The organism is Streptomyces sp. NPDC052101, from assembly GCF_040680235.1.
Taxonomy (GTDB): Bacteria; Actinomycetota; Actinomycetes; order Streptomycetales; family Streptomycetaceae; genus Streptomyces.
In genome coordinates this window covers 470,605-487,485 of sequence record NZ_JBFAWH010000003.1, presented here as the reverse complement: position 1 = coordinate 487,485, position 16,881 = coordinate 470,605, and the positions used below count along the sequence as shown (strand labels likewise).

The following is a 16,881-nucleotide window of genomic DNA, read 5'->3' as shown; positions in this document are numbered from 1 at the left end:
ATCCGCACGTGTGCGCCCGCCCTTACCAGCTGATACGGCCTCTCTTGCCCAGCCGAGAGGTCGCCGAGCAGCCGGCTGGCTGAGACAACCTCTGAGGAGACAGTGCTGTGACCGGGATCAAGACGACCGGCGAGAAGAAGTTGATGTTCTTCTCCGGCCGCGCCCACCCCGAGCTTGCCGAGGAGGTCGCCCAGCAGCTGGGTGTCGGGGTTGTCCCGACGAAGGCCTTCGACTTCGCGAACGGCGAGATCTACGTCCGTTATCAGGAGTCGGCGCGTGGTGCCGATTGTTTCGTGATCCAGAGCCACACGGCTCCGATCAATCAGTGGATCATGGAGCAGTTGATCATGATCGACGCGCTGAAGCGTGCGTCGGCCCGCTCCATCACGGTGATTGTGCCGTTCTACGGTTACGCGCGGCAGGACAAGAAGCACCGGGGTCGTGAACCGATTTCGGCGCGTCTGATCGCGGACCTGATGAAGACGGCGGGTGCGGACCGGATCCTGACCGTGGATCTGCACACGGACCAGATCCAGGGCTTCTTCGACGGTCCGGTGGACCATCTGTTCGCGCTGCCGCTGCTCGCGGACTACGTGGGCGAGAAGATGGACCGGAACAAGCTGACGGTCGTGTCGCCGGACGCGGGTCGGGTGCGGGTGGCGGACCGGTGGTGCGACCGGCTCGGTGCGCCGCTGGCGATCGTGCACAAGCGGCGTGACAAGGACGTGGCGAACCAGGTGACCGTCCACGAGGTCGTGGGTGAGGTCAAGGGGCGTGTGTGTGTCCTGGTCGATGACATGATCGACACGGGTGGCACGATCTGTGCCGCTGCTGATGCGCTGTTCGCGCATGGTGCGGAGGACGTCATCGTCACGGCGACGCACGGTGTGCTGTCGGGTCCGGCCGCGGACCGGTTGAAGAACTCGCGGGTGAGTGAGTTCGTGTTCACGAACACGCTGCCGACGCCGGCGGAGCTGGGCCGGGATCTGGACAAGATCACGGTGCTGTCGATCGCTCCGACGATCGCGAGTGCGGTGCGTGAGGTGTTCGAGGACGGCTCGGTGACCAGCCTCTTCGACGAGCAGTGAGGTTTTTGGCGGTCCGTCACGGCGGCTAGCTGAAGATCCTTTTGGGTGCGGCCTTCCGGTCCGAGTAAACTGGTGAAGTTGCTCGGCGAGGGAGGCCGTACACGTGTGTACGGCGGTCCGTTATCGACGCGCTCTTCGTAGCAGGCCGTTCGTGGCCGGGTGACCACGTTCGTTCCGATTTTCTACGAGGAGTGATCCGTATGTCCGAGGTGAAGCTCGCCGCCGAGACCCGTTCCGAGTTCGGCAAGGGTGCCGCCCGTCGCATCCGCCGTGAGAACAAGGTTCCGGTTGTTCTGTACGGCCACGGCACCGAGCCGGTGCACCTGACCCTGCCGGGTCACGACCTGACGCTGGCGCTGCGTACGCCGAACGTCCTGATCTCGCTGGACATCGACGGCAAGACCAACGAGCTGGCGATCCCGAAGGCCGTCCAGCGTGACGCGGTCAAGGGCTTCCTGGAGCACGTCGACCTGCTGCTGGTCAAGCGTGGCGAGAAGGTCACGGTCGAGGTTCCGGTGCACGCCGAGGGTGAGCTGGCCCCGGGTGGCAACCTGCTGGAGCACGTCCTGAACACGCTGACGGTCGAGGCCGAGGCCACGCACATCCCCGAGGCCGTCACGGTTTCCGTGGAGGGTCTGGAGGCCGGTGCCTCCGTCCACGCCAAGGACATCAAGCTGCCGAGCGGTGTGACCCTGGCTGTCGAGGAGGACGCGGTCGTTCTGCAGGTCCTGCAGGCGCAGGCCGAGGAGACCGCGGGCGAAGAGGCCGCCGAGGGCGAGGCGGCGGAGGCCTGATCCTCCCCGTCGTCATCGACTGTTCAGCCGCTGCTTCCCTCGCGGGGGGCGGCGGCTGGCGCGTATCAAGGAGATATGGACGTGACCACCCCCGTCAGCAGTGACCCCTGGCTGATCGTCGGGCTCGGGAATCCCGGGCCGGAGTACGCCATGAACCGGCACAATGTCGGTTTCATGGTGGCTGACCTGCTCGCGGAGCGGATCGGGGGGAAGTTCAAGCGGGCGGGCAAGGCGCAGGCGCAGGTGCTGGAGGGGCGGATCGGTCCTGTGGGGCCGGCGAACCGGCGGGTGATCGTGGCGAAGCCGATGTCGTACATGAATCTGTCCGGTGGTCCGGTGAACGCGCTGAAGGACTTCTACAAGGTTCCGGTGGCGAACGTCGTGGCGGTCCATGACGAGCTGGACATCGACTACGGGGTGCTGCGGCTGAAGCTGGGCGGTGGTGACAACGGGCACAACGGTCTGAAGTCGATGACGAAGGCGATGGGTTCGGACTATCACCGGGTGCGGTTCGGGATCGGCCGGCCGCCGGGTCGTATGCAGGTCGCGGATTTCGTGCTGAAGGATTTCTCGTCGGCGGAGCGCAAGGAGCTGGACTACTTCGTGGACCGTGCGGCGGATGCGGTGGAGTGTCTGGTGATCGAGGGTCTGGAGCGGGCGCAGGGCGCGTACAACTCGTGATGTGGGCGCGTACAACTCCGGACATGTACTTCTACGGCGGGCGGGCGAGTTGACCGGTCGTGGCGGTATGGCCAATGATCCCGGCCATGTCTGCCACAGCCACCACTTCTGCTCGTCGGGCCTCCGTGACCGCTCTGCGGTTCGGGCGGGTCGCGGTGATGGGCACGGTCGCCGCGCTGGTCCTGTTCGCCGGGGTGTGGGGCTCCTGGGGGAGCGCGCAGCACGTGATGCTGGCCAAGGGGCGTGAGCAGGGCACGGTGCGGGTGACCTCCTGCTCGGGCGACATATGCACCGGTCCCTTCACGCCGACGTCGGCGGGGGCTCGGGCACGTGCGCGTGTGGAGCTGGGGAAGTCCGTGGCGGTGCGCGCGGGGCGGACGTACGACGTGGTCCTGAAGCCGGGTACGGCGGACGCGGTGCGTTCGGGTCCGGCGGGGATTCTGTATGCGTGGGTGCCGTTCGGCGGGGCGCTGCTGCTGGCGTCGGTGGTGGTCGCGGGCGGGATGCGGCTGACGCGGGTGGCGTGGGTGCTGGGTCTGTCGGGTGTGGGTTTGCTGACGGCGGCCTTTCTTGCCGTGCAGGCCGGTTCGTGACGGTGCCCCCGGGGTCGTACGACCTCGGGGGCACCGTCTTGTGTGTCGTGGCTGTCAGCCGGTGTTGCGCAGGCCCGCCGCCACGCCGTTGACGGTGAGGAGCAGGGCGCGGGAGAGCAGCGGGTCGGGGGTGACGTCGGCCTCGGCGGCGTCACGCTGGCGCCTGAGCAGGGTGACCTGGAGGTAGGAGATCGGGTCCAGGTAGGCGTCGCGGATGGTGAAGGTCTGCTTGAGGTCGGGCTGGGCGTCCAGCAGTTCCTGTTCGCCGGTGATGCGCAGTACCTCGCGGACGGTCAGCTCGTGTTCGGCCTTGATGGTGTCGAAGACGTGCTTCAGCTCGTCGGGGACGAGGGTGTCGACGTAGTGCTGGGCGATGCGCAGGTCGGTCTTCGCGAGGGTCATCTCGACGTTGGAGATGAAGTTCTGGAAGAAGTGCCACTGCTGGTGCATCTCGTCGAGCACGGTGTCCCCTTCCTGCCGCAGGCCCGCCTCGCGCAGTGCCTTGAGGCCGGAGCCGACGCCGAACCAGCCGGGGACGATCTGCCGGGACTGGGTCCAGCCGAAGACCCAGGGGATGGCGCGCAGTCCGTCGAGGCCGGCGCCGCTGTCGGGCCGGCGTGAGGGCCTCGATCCGAGGTGCAGGTCGGCGAGCTGGTCGACGGGTGTGGAGGCGAAGAAGTACGCCGGGAGGTCCGGGTCCTCCACGAGCCTGCGGTAGGCGGCGTGGGCGGCGTCGGAGACGACGTCCATGGCGGCGTCCCAGCGGGCGAGGGCCTCGTCGGACTGGCGGGGTGCGGTGTGCAGGGCGGAGGCCTGCAGGGTGGCGGCTACCGTCAGTTCCAGGTTTTCCCTGGCCAGGGCCGGGATGAGGTACTTGTCGGAGATGACCTCGCCCTGCTCGGTGACCTTGATCTCGCCTTCCAGGGTGCCCCAGGGCTGGGCGAGGATGGCGTCGTGGGAGGGGCCGCCGCCGCGGCCGACGGTGCCGCCGCGGCCGTGGAAGAGCCGCAGTCGTACGCCGTAGCGGTGGGCGACGTCGCGCAGTCGGCGCTGGGCGCGGTGGATCTCCCACTGGCTGGTGGTGATGCCGCCGAACTTGGAGGAGTCGGAGTAGCCGAGCATGACCTCCTGGACGTCGCCGCGCAGCGCCACCAGGCGCCGGTAGGACGGGTCGGAGAGCATGTCTTCCAGGATGGTGTCGGCGGCGCGCAGCTCGTCGGTGGTCTCCAGGAGCGGCACGATGCCGATCTTGGCCCAGCCGGCGTGCAGGTCGACGAGGCCGGCCTCGCGGGCGAGGACGGCGGCGGCGAAGACGTCGTCGGCGCCCTGGCACATGGAGATGATGTAGGACTCGATGACTTCGGGGCCGAAGACTTCCAGGGCCTTCTTGACGGTCCCGAAGACGCCGAGGGTCTTGGCGCCCGCCGCGTCGACGGGCGCGGGGGTGGGCGCCAGCGGGCGGCGCGAGCGCAGTTCCTTGGCGAGGAGCTTGGCGCGGTAGTCGCGGGGCATGTCGGCGTATCGCCAGGACTCCTCGCCGAGGCGGTCGAAGAGCTGGCCGAGGGCGTGGTGGTGGGCGTCGGCGTGTTCGCGGACGTCCATGGTGGCGAGCTGGAGGCCGAAGGCGGCGAGGGTGCGGATGGTGCGGTTGAGGCGGCCGTCGGCGAAGAGCGCGCCGCGGTGCTGCCTGAGGGAGTCCTGGATGAGGCGCAGGTCGGTGAGGAGTTCGGCGGTGCCGAGGTAGTCGCGGCCTGCTTCGTGGGGGGTGCCCTTGGCGAGGCGCTGCTTGGTGTTGGTCAGCTTCTGCCGGATGCAGGTGGCCTTGAGCCGGTAGGGCTCCTCGGCGTTGAGGCGCTTGTAGCGGGGGCTGATCTCGGGGAGCAGTTCCAGGTCGGTCTGGAGGGTCTGGAGGAGTTCGTCGGTGGCGCCGGTGTAGCGGATGGAGTTGGAGAGCAGGCCGCGCAGCTCGTCGATCATCTCCAGGGCGTCGTTGATGCCGTGCTCGTGCTGGAGGATGAGGACGTCCCAGGTGACCTGGGGGGTGACGTTGGGGTTGCCGTCGCGGTCGCCGCCGATCCAGGTGCCGAAGGTGAGGGGGCGGGTGTCGTCGGGGAGCTTGACGCCGACGCGCTCCAGTTCGGCGGTGAGGTCCTCCAGGACGTCGCCGACGGCGTCGGCGTGGAGTTCGTCGAGGTAGTAGATGGCGTTGCGGGCCTCGTCGGCGGGCTCGGGGCGCACCACGCGCAGTTCGTCGGTCTGCCACACGAGGTCGATGTTCTCGGCGAGGCGGACGTCGTGGCGGCGGCGGTCGGAGTCGAGGACGGGCAGCTCCAGGAGCGCGGCGATGCGCCGGAGCTTGTTCAGGACCGAGCGGCGCGCGGCCTCGGTGGGGTGTGCCGTGAACACGGGGCGAACGTTCAGGTGCTGGACGGTCTGCCTGAGGTGCTCGGGGTCGGCGTCCTTGAGCCGGTCGGCGGTGCGGGCGAGGAGGCCGCCTTCGGCGGCGCGCCGGGCGCGCAGTTCGCGGCCGCGGTGCACCTGCTCGGTGACGTTGGCGAGGTGGAAGTAGGTGGAGAAGGCGCGCACCAGCTTGGCCGCGGTCTCCAGTTCGGTGCCGCGCAGCAGCTCGGCGGCGGCCTCGCCGTCCTCGCGGGTGAGGCGGCGGACCTTCTCGACCAGGTCGAGTAGCTCGGGGCCTTCCTGCCGTACGAGGGTCTCGCCGAGGAGATCACCCAGCCGGCGGATGTCGGCGCGCAGCTCGCTGCTGGTCGTGGTGGTCTGGTCGTCGGCACTGCTCACAGGTGCGGCTCCTTGCAGTGTTGAAGCTCGTCTGGGAGGGAACCCGGCCGGCCGGCAGGCGGCGGGCGCCGCATACGGGCCGGAGCGTCCGGGAAGGAAACTTCAGCGGACCGCGCTGTCCGACCGAGTCCAAGGATAGGTGGCCATGTGGACGCGCAGGCTCTCGGGCTCTTGCCGCCGCACGCCACGCTGCCATACTTACGACGCCGTAGGTTACGGAACCGTAGGGAAAGTACCGTCGAGTCCCGTCCGGTCCCGGCGGCCCGGCATCTGCCCCGACCCTCGACCCCACAGGGGACGCGCATGACCTCGAGTTCCGATGTGATCGAAGAAGCACCCAAGGCCGACGACACTCTCTACCCCTCCGCCACGCTGGGTGGCGAGCAGAAGCGTTCGATCGAGCAGATCACGCTGCTCCTGTTCATCACCGTGCCGTTCCTGGCGCTCGTGGCGGCTGTGCCGCTGGCCTGGGGCTGGGGGGTGAGCTGGCTCGATCTGGGCCTGTTGGTCTTCTTCTACTACCTGGGATGCCATGGCATCACGATCGGTTTCCACCGGTACTTCACCCATGGTTCGTTCAAGGCCAGGCGGCCCTTGAGGATCGCGCTGGCGATCATGGGGTCGCTGGCGGTCGAGGGGCCCCTGGTGCGCTGGGTGGCCGATCACCGCAGGCATCACAAGTTCTCCGACGCGGAGGGCGACCCGCACTCTCCGTGGCGGTTCGGGGAGACGGTTCCGGCGCTGATGAAGGGCCTGTGGTGGGCCCACATCGGATGGATGTTCGACGAGGAGCAGACTCCGCAGGAGAAGTACGCGCCGGACCTGGTCAAGGATCCGGCCATCCGGGCGATCTCCCGCCAGTTCGTGCTGTGGACCGCCACCTCGCTGCTGTTGCCTGTGCTGATCGGCGGTCTGGTGACGATGTCCTGGTGGGGCGCGTTCACCGCGTTCTTCTGGGGTTCACTCGTACGGGTGGCGCTGCTGCACCATGTGACGTGGTCGATCAACTCGATCTGCCACGCGGTGGGCAAGCGGCCGTTCAAGTCGCGGGACCGTTCGGGCAACGTGTGGTGGCTGGCGGTGCTGTCGTGCGGTGAGTCCTGGCACAACCTGCATCACGCCGACCCGACCTCGGCGCGGCACGGTGTGATGCGCGGGCAGATCGACTCCTCGGCCCGCATCATCCGGATCTTCGAGGCGCTCGGCTGGGCGTACGACGTGCGCTGGCCGTCACGCTCGCGTATCGATTCGCGCCGGAACACCGGTGATGACGGTTCCCGGCGCCGGAAGGCGAGCGCCGAGGCGGCATGATTGACGCCGTGGCGACCGACTCCAGCAGCACCTCCAGCACCGACAAGCAGCGGCGGACCCGCCGGACCCGTATGACCGGCGCCGAGCGCCGCCAGCAGCTGCTGGAGATCGGTCGCACCCTGTTCGCGGCGAAGGGCTTCGAGGGCACCTCGGTGGAGGAGATCGCGGCCAAGGCCGGGGTGTCCAAGCCGGTGGTGTACGAGCACTTCGGCGGCAAGGAGGGCCTGTACGCGGTGGTGGTCGACCGCGAGATGCGGCGGCTGCTGGACATGGTGACCAGCTCACTGACGGCCGGCCACCCCCGGGAGCTGTGCGAGCAGGCCGCGTTCGCCCTGCTCGACTACATCGAGGAGTACACGGACGGCTTCCGCATCCTGGTCCGTGACTCCCCCATCCCCCAGTCCACGGGCTCCTTCGCCTCACTCATCTCCGACATCGCGACGCAGGTGGAGGACATCCTGGGCCGCGAGTTCAAGTCCCGGGGCTTCGACCCGAAGCTCGCGCCGCTGTATGCGCAGGCGCTGGTCGGCATGGTCGCCCTGACCGGGCAGTGGTGGCTGGACGTCCGGCGCCCGAAGAAGGCGGAGGTCGCCGCGCATCTGGTGAACCTGGCCTGGCACGGCCTGGACGGACTGGAGCAGAAGCCGCGGCTGATAGGGCACCGGAAGAGCTGAGGTTCACCGGAAAAGGTGACACTAGTGAGCACTTGGATCCACCTTGTGAAAACATAGCCGCATGACTCAGATCGCGATCAGCGCAGCCCGCTCCCAGCTCGGCGACCTCGTCCGACGCGCGGCACACAGCCGCGAGACCATCGCCCTCACCGACCACGGGCACGTGGCGGCGCTGCTTGTCTCACCGCAGGTGATAGAGGATCTCGAAGACGCCTTGGCCGTCTCCGACTATCTGCGCCGCAAGGCCGAGGGCACGCTCGGCGAGGGCATCCCCATGGCAGAGGTGCGCAGGCGACTGGGGCTTGAGAAGCCGTGACCTACGAGATCATCTTCGAACCGCACGCCCTCAATGCCGCAGCACGGATCCTGGAGGAGGACCCGGCAGGACTCGCCAAGGTCCTGGACGCCGTCGACGAACTGGCTCACGATCCGCGTCCGGCGGCCTCGACAGCGTACGGCCCGGACTTCCGCCGCCTGCGTGTTGACGAGTACCGGGTCCTGTACATCATCGACGCCCAGGTCGTCCGCATCCTGGTCACCCACGTCGGCCGGGCGGACTGACCGGCTCCAGGAACTCCAGCCGGTTGCCCACCGGATCCTCCGAATAGAAGCGGAGATGGCCGGGGAGGTTGTCGTCCCAGGTCACCGGGGCGCCGAGGGAGATCAGCCGGGCCGCGTACGCTTCGATACCCGTCACGCGCAGCCCGGGATGCGCCTTCTTCGCAGGCCGGAAGTCATCCTCGATACCCAGGTGGAGCTGGACGGCCCCCGCCCGGAACCAGCAGCCGCCCCGCGCCGCCAGTACCGGCGGCTTCGGGATCTCCGTCATCCCCAGCACGTCGGCGTAGTACGCCCGCAGCGCGTCCTCCGACCCGGGCGGCGCCGCCAGCTGCACATGATCGACCGCGACCAGCATCCTCAGCCCTCCTTCACGGCGACCGCGAACAGCCGGCGGAAGGGCAGGACCGTGCCGTACGGCGCGCTGGGGTAGGCCGCGCGCAGCAGGTCCCGGTACTCGGTGAGGAAGGCGTCCCGTGCCTCGGGGTCGTCGGCGAGCGCGGTCAGGACGGGCCTGAGGCCGGTCCCCTTCACCCAGTCCAGGACCGGGTCCTCGCCCTCAAGGACGTGGAGGTAGGTCGTCTGCCACACGTCGGTGGCGCAGCCGAGGCGGGCGAGGCGGTCCAGATAGGCGCCGGGGGTGTGCACGGAGTCGGTGTGGCGCAGGACGTCGGCGAGGCGGGCCTTCCAGCGGGGCGTGCCGGCGAGTTCGCGCATCAGGGCGTGCAGCGGGGCGTCGATGTTGTCGGGGACCTGGAAGGCGAAGGTGCCGCCGGGCGAGAGGGCTGCGATCCAGTCGGCGAAGCGGTCGGCGTGCCCCGGCACCCACTGGAGGGTGGCGTTGGAGACGATCAGGTCGTACGGCTCTTCCGGTACCCAGGTGCGGGCGTCGGCGTGGGCGAAGTCCAGCCGGCCGCCTCCGGCCGTTTGGCCTTGGTGCTCGGTGTGGGCCCGGTCGAGCATCTCGGGCGAGTTGTCGTAGCCGGTGACATGGGCGGTGGGCCAGCGCCGGGTGAGCAGGACGGTGACGTTGCCGGGGCCGCAGCCGAGGTCGGCGATGCGGGGCTGCTGCGCGGGCGGGTCCGGGACGCGGGCGAGCAGGTCGGTGAAGGGGCGGGCCCGGTGACCGGCGTGCCGCAGGTACTGACCGGGATCCCAGATGGGTTTCGTCATACCCGCCACTGTCCCCGCCCATATATCTCGATGTCAAGAGAATCGATATCGAGAGACTCGACATCAAGAGACTTCATGTCGACACAACCACTACACTGATCTCCATGGAGGACGAGGTCGATCGGCTGGTCGCAGCGTGGCGCCGGGAGCGTCCGGACCTCGACGTGGAGCCGCTGGAAGTGCTCAGCCGGGTGAGCAGGCTGGCTCGGCACCTGGACCGCGCACGCCGGCTCGCGTTTTCCGAGCACCAGCTCGAACCCTGGGAGTTCGATGTGCTGACCGCGCTCCGGCGCGCGGGCACGCCGTACCAGCTCTCCCCCGGCCAGCTGCTGACACAGACCCTGGTCACCTCGGGCACGATGACCAACCGCATCGACCGGCTGGCCAAGAAGGGCCTGGTGGAGCGGCTGCCCGACCCGAGCGACCGGCGGGGCGTGCTGGTCCGGCTCACCGACACCGGCCGGGACCGCGCGGACCAGGCACTGGCCGGGCTGCTGGAGCAGGAGCGGGCGATCCTCGGCGAGCTGTCCCGCGCCCAGCGCGCTGAACTGGCCGGTCTGCTACGCCAGTTGACCGCCCCGTTCGACAACCTCCCCGGTTAGGTCGGCCGGCCCGACCCCCGCGCGGCGGGCGAGCGCCACGGCGGCCAGCGTCGAGTGGACGCCGAGCTTGCCGAGGACGTTCTGCATATGGGTGCGCACGGTGTGCGGGGAGAGGAACAGCCGCTCGGCGACGGCCTTCCTGCCGAGCCCCGCGACCATGCAGCGCAGCACCTCCCGCTCCCTGGGCGTGAGGGACTCCACCAGCCGCTCGCTCTCGGTGCGGTGCCGGCGGGCGGCCGTCAGCTCCCTGAGCACGCCGGTGAGCAGGGCGGGCGGCAGATGGGTCTCGTCGCGCAGCACACCCCGGATCACCGTCAGCAGCCGGGACAGCGAGCAGTCCTTGGCGACCCACCCGGAGGCACCGGCCTGCAGGGCGAGCGCCGCCCGGCGGGGGTCGTCCTTCTCGGCGAGCACCACGATCCGCACCGCGGGCTGGGCGGAGCGCACGCCCGCGACCAGCGAGATCCCGTCGACGAGTCCCTCCTCGTCGCCCTCCTGCACGGGCACCGCCGGGCGGGTGCCGGGCACATGGCCGCCGAGGTCGGCGTCGACCAGGAGGACGTCGAAGCGGCGGCCCTCACCGGCCGCCCGCTCCAGGCAGCGCAGCGCGGCGGGGCCGCTGCCGGCGGCGGAGACGTCGACGTCCGGCTCGGCGGCCAGGGCGGCAGCGAGCGACTCGGCGAAGATACGGTGGTCGTCCACGACCAGGACTCGGATACGAACCACGAAACCCCCTTCCCCAGGCTCCAGTTGGAGCAGGGGACGACAAAGGCCTGGAGAGACCCGCCGTCAGCCGGTCCGCAGGACCGGACAGGTGCGGAGAACGACGACCCGTGCGGGTACGACACCTTCGGACAAGGACGCGCGCCGCACGGCCGCCGCCGTCGCGGAAACTGCTACCCCACCGCGGGCGCCGTACCCGCCTGTCTCGCCCCCTGAGCGGCACCGGCCCCCACCGGTGCTGTTCCACAGAGTACGGATGACAGCACGCAGCGGAAGCGGATTTACAGAACTGGTCGTCCGTCGCGTTTATCGTGTGCCGCATGTTTCGTATTGAGGCGGAAGTCGACAAAGGCCGACGTGATCTGCTCCGCTCCCGGCTGCGGGACACCGACACGGCGGCGTCCCCGGTCCTCGCGGCCCTGCGCGGCACGCCCGGCGAACGCGAAGTCCCCCTGCACGTCTGGGCCCTGGACCGCGCCGGCGACCTGGCTGGCGGCCTGGTCGGCCACACCTGGACGACCTGGCTGCACGTCACCTATCTGTGGGTCGACGCCGCCCACCGCGGCACGGGCCTCGGCTCGCGCCTGCTGGCGAGGGCGGAGCACATCGCCCGCACCGAGCGCTCCTGCACCGCCGCCCGCCTGGAGACCTGGGACTTCCAGGCCCCCCGCTTCTACGAGAGACAGGGCTACGAGGTGGTGTCCGTGATCCCCGACTACCCACCGGGCATCACGGAGTACACGCTGACCAAGCGGCTACCGGCACCGTGAGACCGGCACCGCGGAGGAAGCCAGGTCCGACACCCGGCGCCACCCCACCCCGAGCCGCGGACGTCAGACCAGACGCCGCGCCCCCGTCGAAGGCACCGCCTCGAAGACCCGCGGGGCGGTGAAGCCCGCTGCCGCGAAGGCCTCTTCGACGGCCTTGGTGTGGGTGTCGACGTCGTCGGCCTCGGTCAGGACGATCGCCGAACCGCCGAAGCCGCCGCCGGTCATCCGGGCGCCCAGCGCACCCGCCCCGAGCGCCGTGTCGACGACCAGGTCCAGCTCCGGGCAGGAGATGCGGAAGTCGTCGCGCAGGGAGGCGTGGCCCTCGGTGAGGACCGGGCCGATCGCACGGGTGTCACCGGCACGGAGGAGTTCCACGACGCGCTCGACGCGGTGGTTCTCCGTCACGATGTGGCGGACCAGGCGCCGTACCTCATCCTCGTCGCCGAGCCGGGCCAGCGCCGCGTCCAGGCCGTCGTACGGGACGTCCCGCAGGGCGTCGACGCCGAGGAGGGCCGCGCCCTTCTCGCAGCCCGCCCGGCGCTTGCCGTACTCGCCGCCGCTGTGCGCGTGCTTGACCCGGGTGTCCACGACCAGCAGTCGCAGGCCCTCGGCCGCGAGGTCGAAGGGGATCTGCTGCTGGGACAGGTCACGGGTGTCCAGGAACAGCGCGTGGCCCTGCTCGCAGCAGGCCGACGCCGTCTGGTCCATGATGCCGGTCGGCACGCCGACGTAGACGTTCTCGGCGCGCTGGCACAGCCGGGCCAGCTTCCAGCGCGGCAGACCGAGTTCGTACAGGTCGTCGAGCGCCAGCGCGATCACGACCTCCAGCGCGGCGGACGAGGACAGGCCGGCGCCCGTCGGGACCGTGGCGGACAGGTGGACGTCCGCGCCGGTGACGGCGTGGCCCGCCTCGCGCAGGGCCCAGACCACGCCCGCCGGGTACGCCGTCCAGTCCTCGTCGCTCTGCGGGGCGAGGGCGTCCAGCCGCAGCTCCGCGACCCCGCCCTGGACGTCCGCCGAGTGCAGGCGCAGGACGCCGTCGGTGCGGCGGGAGACCGCCGCGGTCGCACGGTGCGGCAGTGCGAACGGCATGACGAAGCCGTCGTTGTAGTCGGTGTGCTCGCCGATCAGGTTGACCCGGCCCGGCGCCGCCCACACCCCCTCCGGCTCGGCGCCGTACAGCTCGGCGAAGCGCTCCGCGACCTGCTGTGCCCCCACTAGTGCTCCCTTGTGATGTGCTGCGCGAACTCCCAGGCGTCCGCGACGATGCCCGCGAGATCCGCGCGGGTCGGGTTCCAGCCCAGTTTCTCGCGGGCGGTGTCCGCCGAGGCGACCAGCACCGCCGGGTCGCCGCCGCGGCGCGGGGCCACGATCTCCGGGATCGGGTGGCCGGTGACCCGGCGGACCGTCTCGATGACCTCGCGGACGGAGAAGCCCTCGCCGTTACCGAGGTTGCAGATCAGGTGCTCGCCCGGCCGCGCGGCGGTCAGGGCCAGCAGATGGGCCTCGGCCAGGTCCGCCACGTGGATGTAGTCGCGGACGCAGGTGCCGTCGGGGGTGGCGTAGTCGTCGCCGAAGACCGAGATCGCCTCGCGGCGGCCCTGGGCGACCTGGAGGACCAGGGGGATCAGGTGCGACTCGGGGTCGTGGCGCTCGCCGTAGGCGCCGTACGCGCCCGCCACGTTGAAGTAGCGCAGCGAGACCGCCGCGAGGCCATGGGCGTTCGCCTCGCCGGTGATCATGTGGTCGACGGCGAGCTTGGTGGCGCCGTAGGGGCTGGTCGGCTTCGTCGGGGCGGTCTCCAGGATCGGGACCTGCTCCGGCTCGCCGTACGTCGCCGCCGTGGAGGAGAAGACGAGCTTGCGGACGCCCGCCTCGCGCATCGCGCCGAGCAGGGCGAGGGAGCCGGCGACGTTGTTCTCCCAGTACTTCTCCGGCTTCACCACCGACTCGCCGACCTGCGAGGACGCGGCGAAGTGCAGCACGCCGTCATAGGAGGGGTCGAGCCACTTGGCGGCGTCGCGGATGTCGCCCTCGATGAAGGTGGCGCCCGCCGGCACGCCCTCGCGAAAGCCCGTGGAGAGGTTGTCGAGGACGGTGACCTCGTGGCCGGCCTCCAGCAGATGCTGGGCCACGACACTGCCGACGTAACCCGCGCCGCCCGTCACCAGGTACTTCATGAACTCGCTACCTCTCGCAGTCGCTCGGCCGCGCGCTCCGGCGGCACGTCGTTGATGAACACGCTCATGCCGGACTCGGAACCCGCGAGAAACTTCAGCTTGCCGGAAGTGCGGCGGATGGTGAAAAGCTCGAGGTGGAGCGCGAAGTCGTCCCTCGTCACCCCGTCGAACTCCGCCAGCGGGCCGAACGGGGCCTGGTGCCAGGCCGCGATGTACGGCGTCGGAGGCTCACCGGTGCCGAAGATCCGGTCGAAGCGCCTCAAGAGTTCCAGATAGACCTGGGGGAATTCTGTGCGTGCCGCCTCGTCGAGGGCGAGCAGGTCGGGGACGCGCCGCTTCGGGTACAGGTGGACCTCGTACGGCCAGTGCGCCGCGTACGGCACGAAAGCGACCCAGTGTTCACCCTCAAGGACGACCCGCTCGCCGGCCAGCTCCCGCTCCAGAACGGCGTCGAACAGGTTCTCCCCGCCGGTCGCCTCCTTGTGCGCGGCGAGCGAGCGGAGCATCAGCGCGGTGCGGGGGGTGGTGAAGGGGTAGGCGTAGATCTGTCCGTGCGGGTGACCGAGGGTCACGCCGATCTCCTCGCCCCGGTTCTCGAAGCAGAAGACCTGCTCGACGGAGAGCAGATGCGACAGCTCCGACGTCCGGTCCGTCCAGGCCTCCAGCACGAGACGGGCCTGCTCGACGCTCAGGGAGGCGAAGGAGGCGTCGTGGTCCGAGGTGAAGCAGACGACCTCGCAGCGGCCACAGGCGCCGGCGAGCGAGGGGAACCGGTTCTCGAAGACGACGACGTCGTACGACGAGTCCGGGATCTCGCTGAGCCGGTCGCCCCGCGTCGGGCACAGCGGGCACTCGTCGGCCGGCGGGTGGTACGTGCGGCCCTGCCGGTGGGAGGCGACGGCGACCGAGTCGCCGAGCAGCACGTCCGGGCGGATCTCGGACGTGGTCACCGTGCGGTCCAGGGGCCGGCGGTCGACGGCGTCCCGCACGGTGTCGTCCCGGAGGTCGTAGTAGATCAGCTCACGACCGTCGGCCAGCCGGGTCGAGGTCTTCTTCACGCCGGACTCCTCTACGTCCCGCACCCAATCACTCAACACAATCAAACATAACAGACCACAACCCGACAACACCTAGGATCATCACAATCAAACAAAGAACACCAACAGAAGTGTTCAATTACTGAACGCGGAGACGTAGGTTCCGCTCTGGATCAGTTCGCGCAACGAAGCGAGTTCTCATGCAAACCCCCACAGACAGCCCCCTGTATCTGGCGGCGGAACTACGGCTCCCCACCAACTGGCTGGACTACACGATCCTGGCGATCTACTTCGTCGTCGTCCTCGGCATCGGCTTCGCGGCCCGCCGCTCGGTGAAGACCAGCCTCGACTTCTTCCTCTCCGGACGCTCGCTGCCCGCCTGGATCACCGGCCTCGCCTTCATCTCGGCGAACCTGGCGGCCACCGAGATCCTGGGCATGGCCGCGAACAGCGCCCAGTACGGCGCCTACACCGTGCACTGGTACTGGATCGGCGCCATCCCCGCCATGGTCTTCCTGGGCCTGGTGATGATGCCCTTCTACTACGGCAGCAAGGTCCGCTCGGTCCCCGAGTTCCTGCTGCTGCGCTTCGACCGGGCCGCTCACCTGCTCAGTTCGATCCTGTTCGCGTTCGCCGCCATCCTGATCGCGGGCGTCAACCTCTACGCCCTCGCGATCGTCGTCGAGGCGCTGCTCGGCTGGCCGCAGTGGGTCGCCATCGTCGTCGCCGGCGCGTTCGTGCTCGCGTACATCACGCTCGGCGGCCTCTCCTCCGCGATCTACAACGAGGTCCTCCAGTTCTTCGTGATCCTGGCCGCCCTCATCCCGATCACCATCCTCGGCCTGAAGAAGGTCGGCGGCTGGGGCGGGCTGACCCACAAGCTCACCGCGACCCACGGCCACAACTTCACGACCGCCTGGGGCGGGACCGGCATCGGCAGCGTCAACCCGCTCGGCGCCAACTGGCTGACCATCGTCCTCGGCCTCGGCTTCGTCCTCTCCTTCGGCTACTGGACCACCAACTTCGCCGAGGTGCAGCGCGCCCTGTCCGCGAAGAACCTCTCGGCCGGCCAGCGCACCCCGCTGATCGCCGCCTACCCGAAGATCTTCATCGTCTTCCTGGTGATGATCCCGGGCCTGGTCGCCGCCGCGCTCGTACCGAAGATCGGCTCCTCCGGCTCCGGCCTGCAGTACAACGACGCCATCCCGTACCTGATGCAGGAGCTGCTGCCCAACGGCGTGCTCGGCATCGCGGTCACCGGTCTGCTGGCGGCCTTCATGGCGGGCATGGCGGCGAACGTGTCGTCCTTCAACACCGTGTTCACCAACGACATCTGGGCCAAGTACGTGGTGCGCGGCCGCGAGGACGCGTACTACGTCCGCTTCGGCCGCCTGATCACCGCGATCGGCGTGGCCGCCTCGGTCGGCACGGCGTTCCTGGCGTCCTCGTTCTCGAACATCATGAGCTACCTGCAGACGCTGTTCTCCTTCTTCAACGTGCCGATGTTCGTCGTCTTCATCGTCGGCATGTTCTGGAAGCGCGCGTCCGCCAAGTCCGGCTTCTGGGGCCTGCTCGCGGGCACCGTGACCGCGATGGTCAACTACTTCGTGCTCTACAAGAAGGGCATCATCTCGATCCCCTCCGACCAGGGCGCCAACTTCGTCTCCGCGATCGCGGGCTTCGTCGCCGGCGCGGTCGTGATGGTCGCGGTGTCCTTCTTCACCAAGCCGAAGCCGGCGGAGGAACTCCAGGGGCTCGTCTACGGCACCCGCTCCCCCGGCATGGCCGAGGCGCCCGCCGCCGGCGACGACGCCTGGTACCGCAAGCCGGCCCTGCTGGGCTGGGGCGCGGTCGTACTGGCCGCCGCCTGCTACATCCCGTTCTCGTTCTGACACGGA

At 69.4% G+C, this 16,881-nt stretch carries 18 protein-coding genes; 11 read left to right on the top strand and 7 right to left on the bottom strand.

Translation table 11 applies throughout. The features are described from left to right. Window positions 1-107: 107 nt before the first annotated feature. The 4 genes from AB0L75_RS09565 to AB0L75_RS09550 all read left to right on the top strand — a co-directional run bounded on the left by AB0L75_RS09565 (window position 108) and on the right by AB0L75_RS09550 (window position 3,156). Complete coding sequence (locus AB0L75_RS09565; protein ID WP_365177713.1) at window positions 108-1,088, top strand: ribose-phosphate diphosphokinase; 981 nt, start codon at window positions 108-110, stop codon at window positions 1,086-1,088. A 200-nt stretch (window positions 1,089-1,288) separates the two neighbouring features. After that, window positions 1,289-1,882, top strand: a complete 594-nt coding sequence (locus AB0L75_RS09560; protein ID WP_365177710.1) for a 50S ribosomal protein L25/general stress protein Ctc — start codon at window positions 1,289-1,291, stop codon at window positions 1,880-1,882. A 75-nt stretch (window positions 1,883-1,957) separates the two neighbouring features. After that, a complete protein-coding gene (pth, locus tag AB0L75_RS09555; RefSeq protein WP_365177707.1) occupies window positions 1,958-2,563 on the top strand; it encodes an aminoacyl-tRNA hydrolase in 606 nt (201 codons plus the stop codon). Between the two features lie 74 nt (window positions 2,564-2,637). After that, the gene (locus AB0L75_RS09550; RefSeq protein ID WP_365178067.1) at window positions 2,638-3,156 is read left to right on the top strand and encodes a hypothetical protein; all 519 of its coding nucleotides are present in this window, start codon (window positions 2,638-2,640) and stop codon (window positions 3,154-3,156) included. Window positions 3,157-3,210: 54 nt separating this feature from the next. Here AB0L75_RS09550 and ppc read toward each other — a convergent pair whose 3' ends face one another. Next, complete coding sequence (gene ppc / locus AB0L75_RS09545; protein WP_365177704.1) at window positions 3,211-5,955, bottom strand: phosphoenolpyruvate carboxylase; 2,745 nt, start codon at window positions 5,953-5,955, stop codon at window positions 3,211-3,213. 303 nt (window positions 5,956-6,258) lie between these two features. On the opposite strand from ppc, the gene AB0L75_RS09540 reads away from it, so the two are divergent. The 4 genes from AB0L75_RS09540 to AB0L75_RS09525 all read left to right on the top strand — a co-directional run bounded on the left by AB0L75_RS09540 (window position 6,259) and on the right by AB0L75_RS09525 (window position 8,501). After that, complete coding sequence (locus AB0L75_RS09540) at window positions 6,259-7,266, top strand: fatty acid desaturase (RefSeq protein ID WP_365177702.1); 1,008 nt, start codon at window positions 6,259-6,261, stop codon at window positions 7,264-7,266. Beyond that, the gene (locus tag AB0L75_RS09535; RefSeq protein ID WP_365177699.1) at window positions 7,263-7,940 is read left to right on the top strand and encodes a TetR/AcrR family transcriptional regulator; all 678 of its coding nucleotides are present in this window, start codon (window positions 7,263-7,265) and stop codon (window positions 7,938-7,940) included. The genes AB0L75_RS09540 and AB0L75_RS09535 overlap by 4 nt, the downstream gene beginning before the upstream one ends. 61 nt (window positions 7,941-8,001) lie before the next feature. Further along, window positions 8,002-8,256: a type II toxin-antitoxin system Phd/YefM family antitoxin gene (locus tag AB0L75_RS09530; RefSeq protein WP_365177697.1), complete on the top strand. Its 255-nt coding sequence runs from the start codon at window positions 8,002-8,004 to the stop codon at window positions 8,254-8,256. Further along, window positions 8,253-8,501, top strand: a complete 249-nt coding sequence (locus AB0L75_RS09525) for a type II toxin-antitoxin system RelE/ParE family toxin (RefSeq protein ID WP_365177694.1) — start codon at window positions 8,253-8,255, stop codon at window positions 8,499-8,501. The genes AB0L75_RS09530 and AB0L75_RS09525 overlap by 4 nt, the downstream gene beginning before the upstream one ends. On the opposite strand, the gene AB0L75_RS09520 is transcribed toward AB0L75_RS09525, so the two are convergent. Beyond that, on the bottom strand, window positions 8,476-8,856 hold the full coding sequence (locus tag AB0L75_RS09520; protein WP_365177691.1) for a VOC family protein: 381 nt from the start codon (window positions 8,854-8,856) through the stop codon (window positions 8,476-8,478). The two genes, AB0L75_RS09525 and AB0L75_RS09520, sit on opposite strands and share 26 nt — an antisense overlap. A gap of 2 nt (window positions 8,857-8,858) precedes the next feature. Next, the gene (locus tag AB0L75_RS09515) at window positions 8,859-9,671 is read right to left on the bottom strand and encodes a trans-aconitate 2-methyltransferase (RefSeq protein ID WP_365177688.1); all 813 of its coding nucleotides are present in this window, start codon (window positions 9,669-9,671) and stop codon (window positions 8,859-8,861) included. Window positions 9,672-9,775: 104 nt separating this feature from the next. Here AB0L75_RS09515 and tamR point away from each other — a divergent pair, with 104 nt between their 5' ends. Then, on the top strand, window positions 9,776-10,273 hold the full coding sequence (gene tamR / locus AB0L75_RS09510) for a MarR family transcriptional regulator TamR (protein WP_365177684.1): 498 nt from the start codon (window positions 9,776-9,778) through the stop codon (window positions 10,271-10,273). Here tamR and AB0L75_RS09505 read toward each other — a convergent pair. Next, complete coding sequence (locus AB0L75_RS09505; RefSeq protein ID WP_365177681.1) at window positions 10,232-10,999, bottom strand: response regulator transcription factor; 768 nt, start codon at window positions 10,997-10,999, stop codon at window positions 10,232-10,234. The two genes, tamR and AB0L75_RS09505, sit on opposite strands and share 42 nt — an antisense overlap. Before the next feature lie 317 nt (window positions 11,000-11,316). Between AB0L75_RS09505 and AB0L75_RS09500 the strand changes: the two genes are divergently transcribed. After that, a complete protein-coding gene (locus AB0L75_RS09500) occupies window positions 11,317-11,766 on the top strand; it encodes a GNAT family N-acetyltransferase (RefSeq protein ID WP_365177678.1) in 450 nt (149 codons plus the stop codon). Window positions 11,767-11,829: 63 nt separating this feature from the next. On the opposite strand, the gene galK is transcribed toward AB0L75_RS09500, so the two are convergent. The 3 genes from galK to galT are packed head-to-tail and all read right to left on the bottom strand — an operon-like array spanning window position 11,830 to window position 15,004. Beyond that, window positions 11,830-12,984, bottom strand: a complete 1,155-nt coding sequence (gene galK / locus AB0L75_RS09495; RefSeq protein WP_365177675.1) for a galactokinase — start codon at window positions 12,982-12,984, stop codon at window positions 11,830-11,832. After that, the gene (gene galE, locus AB0L75_RS09490) at window positions 12,984-13,946 is read right to left on the bottom strand and encodes a UDP-glucose 4-epimerase GalE (protein WP_365177672.1); all 963 of its coding nucleotides are present in this window, start codon (window positions 13,944-13,946) and stop codon (window positions 12,984-12,986) included. The genes galK and galE overlap by 1 nt, the downstream gene beginning before the upstream one ends. Then, window positions 13,943-15,004: a galactose-1-phosphate uridylyltransferase gene (gene galT / locus AB0L75_RS09485; RefSeq protein ID WP_365177669.1), complete on the bottom strand. Its 1,062-nt coding sequence runs from the start codon at window positions 15,002-15,004 to the stop codon at window positions 13,943-13,945. The genes galE and galT overlap by 4 nt, the downstream gene beginning before the upstream one ends. 179 nt (window positions 15,005-15,183) lie before the next feature. On the opposite strand from galT, the gene AB0L75_RS09480 reads away from it, so the two are divergent. Then, window positions 15,184-16,875, top strand: coding sequence for a sodium:solute symporter family protein (locus tag AB0L75_RS09480; protein WP_365177666.1), 1,692 nt, complete (start codon window positions 15,184-15,186; stop codon window positions 16,873-16,875). The last annotated feature ends 6 nt before the right edge of the window (window positions 16,876-16,881 follow it).

Excerpts from the sequence above, each read along its gene's own strand:
- AB0L75_RS09560 (WP_365177710.1), top strand. The coding sequence starts at position 1,289 with ATGTCCGAGGTGAAGCTCGCCGCCGAGACCCGTTCCGAGTTCGGCAAG.
- pth (WP_365177707.1), top strand. The coding sequence starts at position 1,958 with ATGGACGTGACCACCCCCGTCAGCAGTGACCCCTGGCTGATCGTCGGG.
- AB0L75_RS09550 (WP_365178067.1), top strand. The coding sequence starts at position 2,638 with ATGATCCCGGCCATGTCTGCCACAGCCACCACTTCTGCTCGTCGGGCC.
- AB0L75_RS09540 (WP_365177702.1), top strand. The coding sequence starts at position 6,259 with ATGACCTCGAGTTCCGATGTGATCGAAGAAGCACCCAAGGCCGACGAC.
- AB0L75_RS09535 (WP_365177699.1), top strand. The coding sequence starts at position 7,263 with ATGATTGACGCCGTGGCGACCGACTCCAGCAGCACCTCCAGCACCGAC.
- AB0L75_RS09530 (WP_365177697.1), top strand. The coding sequence starts at position 8,002 with ATGACTCAGATCGCGATCAGCGCAGCCCGCTCCCAGCTCGGCGACCTC.
- AB0L75_RS09520 (WP_365177691.1), bottom strand. The coding sequence starts at position 8,856 with ATGCTGGTCGCGGTCGATCATGTGCAGCTGGCGGCGCCGCCCGGGTCG.
- AB0L75_RS09515 (WP_365177688.1), bottom strand. The coding sequence starts at position 9,671 with ATGACGAAACCCATCTGGGATCCCGGTCAGTACCTGCGGCACGCCGGT.
- tamR (WP_365177684.1), top strand. The coding sequence starts at position 9,776 with ATGGAGGACGAGGTCGATCGGCTGGTCGCAGCGTGGCGCCGGGAGCGT.
- AB0L75_RS09500 (WP_365177678.1), top strand. The coding sequence starts at position 11,317 with ATGTTTCGTATTGAGGCGGAAGTCGACAAAGGCCGACGTGATCTGCTC.
- galE (WP_365177672.1), bottom strand. The coding sequence starts at position 13,946 with ATGAAGTACCTGGTGACGGGCGGCGCGGGTTACGTCGGCAGTGTCGTG.
- AB0L75_RS09480 (WP_365177666.1), top strand. The coding sequence starts at position 15,184 with ATGCAAACCCCCACAGACAGCCCCCTGTATCTGGCGGCGGAACTACGG.